This is a genomic window from Pseudomonas sp. AP42 (assembly GCF_001728935.1).
Taxonomy (GTDB): Bacteria; Pseudomonadota; Gammaproteobacteria; order Pseudomonadales; family Pseudomonadaceae; genus Aquipseudomonas; species Aquipseudomonas lactis.
In genome coordinates this window covers 1-9,129 of the sequence record NZ_LYSO01000174.1, presented here as the reverse complement: position 1 = coordinate 9,129, position 9,129 = coordinate 1, and the positions used below count along the sequence as shown (strand labels likewise).

Here is a 9,129-nt window from a genome sequence, read left to right as displayed (position 1 = left end):
CAAGCAGATCAAGAGCAAGAGCGGCTCGCTTCGCATAGTGGTTAGCGTTGAGCACTACAGCGTTGTGTAGAGACCGATGCACATGGGCCTATAGCCAATTTCAAGATGCTTTTTCCAACCGGAACAAGCTGTTACTGTACCGATCATAAAGCCCAAGCCGCCCGGATCGGATCTCTGACTTGAAGCGTCCCCTCCTTCTACTAATAAGCCTGGCCTTGAGCTTTGCGGCGAACGCGACGATCACCGAGAGCCACGGTTATGCGCAGTTCGGCACACTCAAGTACCCGGCCAAATTCACCCATTACGATTGGGTAAACCCAGCAGCGCCCAAAGGCGGGACATTGCGGGTGATGGCATTTGGCACCTTCGATACGCTCAACCCCTATACCTTCAAAGGTTCAAGCCCGGTTTCCACCGCCAACTTCCTGCAGTACGGCGTCAACGAGCTCAATGAACCCTTGATGGTGGGCACCGGGCAATACGCGCCGTCCGGCGATGAGCCCACCTCCAGCTATGGCCTGATTGCCCAATCGGTGGAATACAGCGAGGACCGCAGTTGGGTGGTGTTCAACCTGCGCCCCGAAGCGCGCTTTCACGACGGCAAGCCGATTACCGCCGATGATGTGGCGTTCTCCTATCGCACCCTGCTGACCGAAGGCCACCCGCAATACCGCACCAACCTGCAGGAAGTGGCCCGGGTCGACATTCTCAACCCACACCGTATCCGCTTTGTGTTCAAGCGCGCCGGCAACCCCCTGCTGATCCTGCGTCTGGGCGAGTTGCCGGTGCTGCCCCAGCACTATTGGAAAAACCGTGACTTCAAGGCCACCACTTTCGAACCGCCCCTGGGCAGTGGGCCTTACCGCATCACCAAGGTGGCGCCTGGGCGGCAACTGGTGTTTGAACGGGTCAAGGATTACTGGGGCAAAGACCTGCCGGTCAACCAGGGTTTCTATAACTACGACAAAGTCGAAGTGGAGTTCTATCGCGACAGCGACGTGGCCTTTGAAGCCTTCAAGGCCGGTGAATTCGATATTTATATCGAGCATCAGGCCAAGAACTGGGCCACAGGCTACAACTTCCCGGCGGTCAACCGCGGCGATGTGATCAAGGCGCAGATCGCCCATCAGATCCCCACCCAGAGCCAGGGCCTGTTCATGAATACTCGGCGACCGGCATTCAGCCAGGCCAAGGTCCGTGAAGCCCTGGGGTTGATGTTCGATTTTGAATGGACCAACCGCACGCTGTTCAGCAGCGCCTATAAGCGCTCGGTGAGCTATTACCCCAACAGTGAATTCTCGGCCACCGGCCTGCCCGTGGGCCATGAGTGGTTGATGCTCTCGCCCTACCGCGACCAACTGCCGGCCGCGCTGTTTACCCAGCCGTTCAACCTGCCGCACACCGACGGCCGCGGCATCCCCCGCGAAACCCTGCGCCAGGCTCTGGCCCTGCTCAGCGAGGCCGGCTGGAAACTGTCGGGGCAGCGCCTGCTGGACAAGGACGGGCAACCGCTGCGCCTGGAAATCCTGCTGGTCAACCCGAACCTTGAGCGCATCCTGCAACCTTATGTCGAAAATCTGACCCGCATCGGCGTCGACGCCCGCTTGCGCACCGTTGACCGCGCACAGTACAAACAGCGCCTCGATCAATTCGATTTCGACATGATTCTGATGACCCTCAACCAGACCTTGAGCCCCGGCCTTGAACAGTGGCAGTACTTCCACTCCAGCCAGGCCGCAATCAAGGGCAGCAAGAATTACGCCGGTATCGCCAACCCGGTGGTCGACCACCTGCTGGACCAACTGCTGGCGGCGCAGACCCGCGAAGAACAACTGGCCGCCGGCCGCGCCCTGGACCGTGTGCTGCTGTGGCAGCACTACAGCATCCCCAACTGGTACCTCAACTATCATCGCCTGGCGTACCGCAACCGGTTCGCCTTCGTCACCACGCCGCCCTACAGCCTGGGCCTGAGCGCGTGGTGGCTGAAAGCTTCGGAGAAAGCCCAATGATGTCCTTGCGTACTACCCTGCTCGCCAGCCTGTTGCTGTGCACCGCGGCGCACGCCGCGCCACAACATGCGCTGACCCTCTACAACGAGCCCCCCAAGTACCCCGCCGACTTCAAGCATTTTGACTACGTAAACCCCGACGCCCCCAAGGGCGGCACCTTCCGCGAATCGGCCATGGGCGGCTTCGACAGCCTCAACCCCTACATCAGCAAGGGCGTGCCAGCGGACAACCTGCCGCTGATCTACGACACCCTGGCCACGCAGAGCCTGGACGAACCCATCACCGAATACGGCCTGGTGGCCGGCAAGATCGAAAAAGCCCCGGACAACAGCTGGGTGCGCTTCTACCTGCGCCCCGAAGCGCGCTTCCATGACGGCCACCCGATCCGCGCCGAAGACGTCGTATTCACCTTCCAGACCCTGATCAAGGAAGGCAACCCGCTGTACCGCAACTACTACGCCGACGTCGATGAGGTGGTGGCCGAAGACCCGTTGCGCGTGCTGTTCAAGTTCAAGCGCACCAACAACCGCGAGTTGCCGTTGATCCTTGGGCAGTTGCCCGTGCTGCCCAAACATTGGTGGGCGAGCCGGGATTTCTCCAAGGGCAACCTGGAAATCCCCCTGGGCAGCGGGCCTTACCAGGTGGCGGAGGTCAAGCCGGGCCGCATGATTCGCTACGAGCGCGTCAAGGATTATTGGGCCAAGGACCTGCCGGTCAATAAGGGCTTCTATAACTTCGATACCCGCATCACCGATTACTACCGCGACAGCACCGTCTCCCTGGAAGCCTTGAAGGCCGGGCAGTTCGACTACTGGCTGGAGTTCAGCGCAAAGAACTGGGCCAATGCCTACAACATTCCAGCGGTGAAAGAAGGCCGCTTGATCAAGGAAGAAATCCCCAACGGCAACCCCACCGGCATGCAGGGTTTTGTGTTCAACATGCGCAAGCCGATGTTCCAGGACGTGCGGGTGCGCAAGGCCATCAGCCTGTTGCTGGATTTCGAATGGAGCAACAAGCAACTGTTCAACGGTGCCTACACCCGTACCCGCAGCTATTTCGAAAACTCGGAAATGGCCGCCACCGGCTTACCCGGTCCGGACGAGCTGGCGATCCTTGAGCCGCTGCGTGACAAGATCCCTGGCGAAGTCTTTACCCAGGCCTTCGAACCGTCCCACACCGACGGCAGCGGCATGATTCGCACCCAACAGCGCGAGGCCTACCAACTGCTGCAAGAGGCAGGCTGGAAGATTGTCGACGACAAAATGGTCGACAGCACCGGCAAGCCCGTGACCATCGAGTTCCTGCTGGCCCAGACCGAGTTCGAGCGCATCCTGCTGCCGTTCAAGCGCAACCTGGCAGACCTGGGCATCGACCTGGTGATTCGTCGCGTGGACGTCTCGCAGTTCATCAACCGCCTGCGCTCGCGCGACTTCGACATGCTGGTGGGCAGCTTCCCGCAATCCACCTCGCCGGGTAACGAGCAGCGCGAGTTCTGGAAATCCTCCAGCGCCGACAAGCCCGGCAGCCGCAACTACATGGGCCTCAAGGACCCCGCCGTCGACCAGTTGGTGGAAGAGTTGATCGACGCCGGTTCGCGCCAGAGCCTGATCGCCCACGCCAGGGCGCTGGATCGTGTGCTGCAGTTCGGTTACTACGTGATCCCCAACTGGCACATCAAGACCTTCCGTGTTGCGTACTGGGACCACCTGGGCCACCCCAAGGTCTCGCCACGCTACGACGTCGGCACCGCTACCTGGTGGGCTAAACCCGACGTCAAACCGGCGGTATCCCTCGACACCACGCAGAACGCCGATGCGGCGAGCGGAGGCAATTGAATGCTGGCCTATATTGCTCGCCGCCTGTTACTGATCATCCCCACGCTGTTCGGGATCCTGCTGATCAACTTCGTCATCATCCAGGCCGCGCCCGGCGGCCCGGTGGAGCAAATGATCGCCAAGCTCGAAGGCTTCGACGGCGCCACCAGCCGCATTGCCGGCGGCGGGGCCGAAGTCGCGGTGGCCGGCTCCAGCTATCGTGGCGCCCAAGGCCTGGACCCGGCGCTGATCAAGGAAATCGAAAAGATGTACGGCTTCGACAAGTCGGCGCCGGAACGCTTGTGGATCATGGTCAAGAACTACGCCCAGCTGGACTTCGGTGACAGCTTTTTCCGCGACGCCAAGGTCATCGACCTGATCAAGGAGAAGATGCCGGTGTCCATTTCCCTCGGGTTATGGAGCACCCTGATCATGTACCTGGTGTCCATCCCCCTGGGGATCGCCAAGGCCACGCGCCACGGCAGCCATTTCGATGTGTGGACCAGCTCGGCGATCATCGTCGGCTATGCGATCCCGGCGTTCCTGTTTGCGATTTTGCTGATCGTGGTGTTTGCCGGTGGCAGTTATTTCGACTGGTTTCCCTTGCGCGGGCTCACCTCCAACAACTTCGACGAGTTGAGTTGGGGCGGCAAGATCCTCGATTACTTCTGGCACCTAGCGCTGCCCGTCACCGCCCTGGTGATCGGCAACTTCGCGACCATGACCCTGCTGACCAAGAACAGCTTTCTCGACGAGATCAACAAACAGTACGTGGTCACCGCCAAGGCCAAGGGCCTGACCAACCGCCGCGTGCTGTATGGCCACGTGTTCCGCAACGCCATGCTGTTGGTGATCGCCGGTTTCCCTTCGGCCTTCATTGGCATCTTCTTTACCGGCTCGTTGCTGGTGGAGGTGATCTTCTCCCTCGACGGCCTGGGCCTGATGAGCTTTGAAGCGGCGATCAACCGTGACTACCCGGTGGTGTTCGGCACGCTGTTTATCTTCACCCTGCTGGGGCTGATCGTGAAACTGATCGGCGACCTCACTTACACCCTGGTCGATCCGCGTATCGACTTTGCCAGCCGGGAGCATTGAGATGAACCTGTCCCCCCTCAATCGCCGCCGGTTCGAGCGGTTCAAGGCCAACAAGCGTGGCTGGTGGTCGCTGTGGCTGTTCCTGGTGTTGTTCGTGCTGAGCCTGGGCGCCGAGTTGATCGCCAACGACAAGCCCCTGGCAGTGCACTTCGACGGCGGCTGGTACTTTCCGGCGCTCAAGCGCTACCCGGAGACCACCTTCGGCGGTGAATTCCCGCTGGAAGCCAACTACAAGAGCCCGTATATCCAGGAACTGCTCAAGGCCAAGGACGCCTGGACCTTGTGGGCGCCGATTCCGTTCAGCTACCAGAGCATCAATTACGACCTGAAAGTGCCGGCCCCGGCGCCGCCGTCCTCGGTCAACCTGCTGGGCACCGATGACCAGGGGCGCGATGTGCTGGCGCGGGTGATCTACGGCTTTCGCGTGTCAGTGCTCTTCGCCCTGACCCTGACCATCCTCAGCTCAATCATCGGCGTGATTGCCGGCGCCTTGCAGGGCTTTTATGGCGGCTGGGTCGACCTGGCCGGGCAGCGTTTCCTGGAAATCTGGTCCGGCTTGCCGGTGCTCTACCTGCTGATCATCCTGGCTAGCTTCGTGCAGCCCAACTTCTGGTGGCTGCTGGGGATCATGTTGCTGTTTTCGTGGATGAGCCTGGTGGATGTGGTGCGCGCCGAGTTCCTGCGTGGGCGCAACCTGGAGTACGTGCGGGCGGCGCGGGCGTTGGGCATGCAGAACGGCGCGATCATGTTTCGCCACATCCTGCCCAATGCGATGGTCTCGACCATGACCTTCCTGCCCTTCATCCTCACCGGCGCCATTGGCACCCTCACCGCCCTGGACTTTCTCGGCTTCGGGCTGCCGGCAGGTTCGCCGTCGCTGGGTGAGCTGGTGGCCCAGGGCAAATCCAACCTGCAAGCGCCGTGGCTGGGCATGAGTGCCTTTGCGGTGCTGGCGATCATGTTGAGCTTGTTGGTGTTTATCGGCGAGTCCGCTCGCGATGCGTTCGACCCGAGGAAATGAGATGAATCCGGACAATCTGATCGAAATCCGCGACCTCAGTGTCGAGTTCGTCACCGGCGAGCATCATCACCGCGTGGTCAACCACGTCAGTTTCGACATCAAGCGCGGCGAAACCCTGGCGCTGGTGGGCGAAAGCGGTTCGGGTAAATCGGTCACCGCCCATTCGATCCTGCGCCTGCTGCCCTACCCGTTGGCCAGGCATCCGTCTGGCACCATCGAATATTCAGGACAAGACCTGCTGACGCTCAAAGAGAAGACCCTGCGGCATATACGCGGCAATCGTATTGCGATGATCTTCCAGGAGCCGATGACCTCGTTGAACCCGCTGCACTCCATCGAAAAACAGATCAACGAAGTGCTCGGGCTGCACAAGGGCCTGACTGGCAAGGTCGCCACCCAGCGCACGTTGGAGTTGCTGGAACTGGTGGGCATCCCCGAGCCCCACAAACGCCTCAAGGCCCTGCCCCATGAGCTGTCGGGCGGCCAGCGCCAGCGGGTGATGATCGCCATGGCCTTGGCCAACGAGCCTGAGCTGTTGATTGCAGACGAGCCGACCACCGCCCTCGACGTCACCGTACAGTTGAAGATTCTGGAATTGCTCAAGGAGCTGCAGGCGCGGCTGGGCATGGCGCTGTTGCTGATCAGCCACGACCTCAACCTGGTACGGCGTATCGCTCACCGCGTTTGCGTGATGCAGCAAGGTTGCATCGTGGAACAGGCCGATTGCGAGACGCTGTTCCAGTCGCCCCAGCATCCCTACACCCAGGAATTGCTTGCTGCGGAGCCCAGTGGCGGTCCGGCCAACAACACGGTCGGCCCACCGCTGCTGGAAGTGGACGACCTGAAAGTCTGGTTTCCGATCAAAAAAGGCTTTTTGCGCAACACCGTGGATTACGTCAAGGCCGTGGACGGCATCAACTTCAGCCTGCCCCAGGGGCAAACCCTGGGCATCGTGGGTGAAAGTGGCTCGGGCAAATCCACCCTGGGCCTGGCGATTTTGCGCCTGATCGGCAGCCAGGGCGGGATTCGCTTCGAAGGCCAGCAACTGGACCGCCTCAGCCAACAGCAGGTGCGCCCGTTGCGCCGGGAAATGCAGGTGGTGTTCCAAGACCCGTTCGGCAGCCTGAGCCCGCGCATGTGCGTCAGCGAGATCGTTGGCGAAGGCCTGCGCATCCACAAGATGGGCACGCCCGCCGAGCAGGAAGCGGCGATTATCGCGGCGCTCAAGGAAGTGGGCCTGGACCCCGAATCCCGGCATCGCTACCCCCATGAATTCTCCGGTGGCCAGCGCCAACGCATCGCCATTGCCCGAGCGCTGGTGCTCAAGCCTCGCCTGATCCTGCTGGACGAACCCACCTCGGCCCTGGACCGCACGGTACAACGCCAGGTGGTAGAGTTGCTGCGCGGCTTGCAGGCCAAGTACAACCTGACCTACCTGTTTATCAGCCATGACCTGGCGGTGGTGAAGGCACTGAGTCACCAATTGATGGTGGTCAAGCAAGGCCAGGTGGTGGAGCAAGGCGACGCCCGGGCTATTTTTGCCGACCCGCAGCATGCCTATACCCGGCAGTTGCTCAAGGCGGCTTTTCTGGTACCGGCCTGACGTAACGCGGATGCAAATGCAGGAGTACTAACGCTATGTCGCCGAGCCCTATCGCCCGCCCCGCAGACACGCCGCGCTTCTGGCGCGACGAACGCCTGCCGTTCATCGAAGCGCGCACCATCGCCGACGGGCGCAAGGTCACCTACACCCGGCACGCCCACGAGCATTTTTCCATCGGCGCGATCACCACCGGCTGCAGCTATTACCACTACGGCGCGCGCACCTTCGACATCAGCGCCGGCACCGTGGTGCTGATGAACCCCGGCGATGTGCATGCATGCAACCCCATCCATGACCAGCCCTGGTCCTACCACATGCTGTACCTCGACACGCCTTGGCTGACCGACCTGCAATACCAGTTGGGGTTCAGTACCGACCAGGGCTACCGGCCCTTCGACACGCCCCATACCCGCGACACCGCGCTGTACCACGGCTTGTTAGACCTGTACCGCACACTGGTGGATGAACAGGCCGAGTTGCTGCAAAAACAGAGCGCGCTGGTGAGTTACTTCACCGAGGTACAACAGCGCCTGAACCCTTCGTTGGCGCCGGTGCGCGAGGTCAATCACAAACTGGAACGCGCCGCCGACTACATCCGCGCCCACTGCACACAAGCCTTGAAACTCGAAGACATCTGCCAGGCCGCCGACTTGTCGCCGTCTTACCTGATCCGCGCGTTCAAACAGTATTACGGCTTGACGCCCCACGCCTACATGGTCAACCGACGCATCCAGTTCGCTCGCAGCCAACTGCGCAATGGCGCACTGATTGCCGACGTCGCCCTGGCCGCGGGCTTTGCCGACCAGGCGCACTTCCAGCGCACCTTCAAACAACACTTCGCGGCCACGCCGGGGCAATACCGCGAGAACCTCAAGCCATCAGCAAATAACCCACACTGGCCACCAGCAACGCGGCCATTGAGCGGTTGAACAGGCGCACACCTTTGGGGTTGTTCAAGTAGCGGCGCAAAAACGTCCCCGCATACGCCCAGCACGCCACCGACAGGTAGCAGATCACCAGGTAAAGCGCGGCAAACAACCACACCTGCGCCGCATCGCCATCGGCCACAAACAAGCCCATGCCTGCCACACACGCCAGCCAGGCTTTCGGGTTGAGCCACTGCATGATCGCGCCGTACAGCATCGACGGCGCGGTCTGTGCACCATCAGCGTCCAACCGGCCATCATCCACCGCCAGCTTCCACGCCATATACAACAAGAACGCGACTCCGCCCCAACGGATCAATCGGATCAGGATCGGCCAGCGCACCAGCACTTCATGCAGCCCCAGGCCAATCAGTACCAACAACAAGGTGAAACCTACGGCGGCGCCCAACACATGTTTCTGGCTGGCGACAAAACCGAAACGCGCACCGGCACTTAAAGCGACCACATTGACAGGCCCGGGAGTGATGGACGTGGCCAGGGCAAAAGCGGCCATGGAGAGGATCAAGCTCATTACAGTTCCTTGTGTGATGCCAACGATATTGAGATCACGGTAACGCGCACAAAGACGAGAGGTATTGAAGAAAATGCCCCTTTGTCTTTTAGAACGAGCGCTGTTGATTTACGCACCACCGCTAACCAC

Annotated in this window: 7 protein-coding genes; 6 read left to right on the top strand and 1 reads right to left on the bottom strand. The window is 60.9% G+C overall.

Annotated features, from left to right (window positions below):
- Positions 1-179 precede the first annotated feature (179 nt).
- Genes A7K61_RS29665 through A7K61_RS29640 form a run of 6 tightly spaced genes read left to right on the top strand, consistent with a single transcriptional unit; the run spans position 180 to position 8,471 of the window.
- The gene (locus tag A7K61_RS29665; protein ID WP_044270012.1) at positions 180-2,009 is read left to right on the top strand and encodes an extracellular solute-binding protein; all 1,830 of its coding nucleotides are present in this window, start codon (positions 180-182) and stop codon (positions 2,007-2,009) included.
- Positions 2,006-3,844, top strand: a complete 1,839-nt coding sequence (locus tag A7K61_RS29660) for an extracellular solute-binding protein (RefSeq protein WP_044270014.1) — start codon at positions 2,006-2,008, stop codon at positions 3,842-3,844. Before A7K61_RS29665 ends, A7K61_RS29660 begins: the two co-directional genes overlap by 4 nt.
- Positions 3,845-4,918 (top strand): microcin C ABC transporter permease YejB, encoded by a 1,074-nt coding sequence (locus tag A7K61_RS29655; RefSeq protein WP_034135393.1) that lies wholly within the window; start codon positions 3,845-3,847, stop codon positions 4,916-4,918. It abuts the gene before it with no gap.
- A 1-nt stretch (position 4,919) separates the two neighbouring features.
- Entirely contained in the window at positions 4,920-5,939 is a 1,020-nt protein-coding gene (locus A7K61_RS29650; RefSeq protein WP_003190688.1) for an ABC transporter permease, read from the top strand.
- A 1-nt stretch (position 5,940) separates the two neighbouring features.
- Positions 5,941-7,542 carry an ABC transporter ATP-binding protein gene (locus A7K61_RS29645; protein WP_044270018.1) on the top strand — a complete coding sequence of 534 codons (1,602 nt, stop codon included), beginning with the start codon at positions 5,941-5,943 and terminating at the stop codon, positions 7,540-7,542.
- 35 nt (positions 7,543-7,577) lie between these two features.
- Positions 7,578-8,471: an AraC family transcriptional regulator gene (locus tag A7K61_RS29640; RefSeq protein WP_069558947.1), complete on the top strand. Its 894-nt coding sequence runs from the start codon at positions 7,578-7,580 to the stop codon at positions 8,469-8,471.
- Here A7K61_RS29640 and A7K61_RS29635 read toward each other — a convergent pair.
- Positions 8,413-9,000 carry a LysE family translocator gene (locus tag A7K61_RS29635; RefSeq protein ID WP_044270022.1) on the bottom strand — a complete coding sequence of 196 codons (588 nt, stop codon included), beginning with the start codon at positions 8,998-9,000 and terminating at the stop codon, positions 8,413-8,415. The two genes, A7K61_RS29640 and A7K61_RS29635, sit on opposite strands and share 59 nt — an antisense overlap.
- Positions 9,001-9,129: the final 129 nt, after the last annotated feature.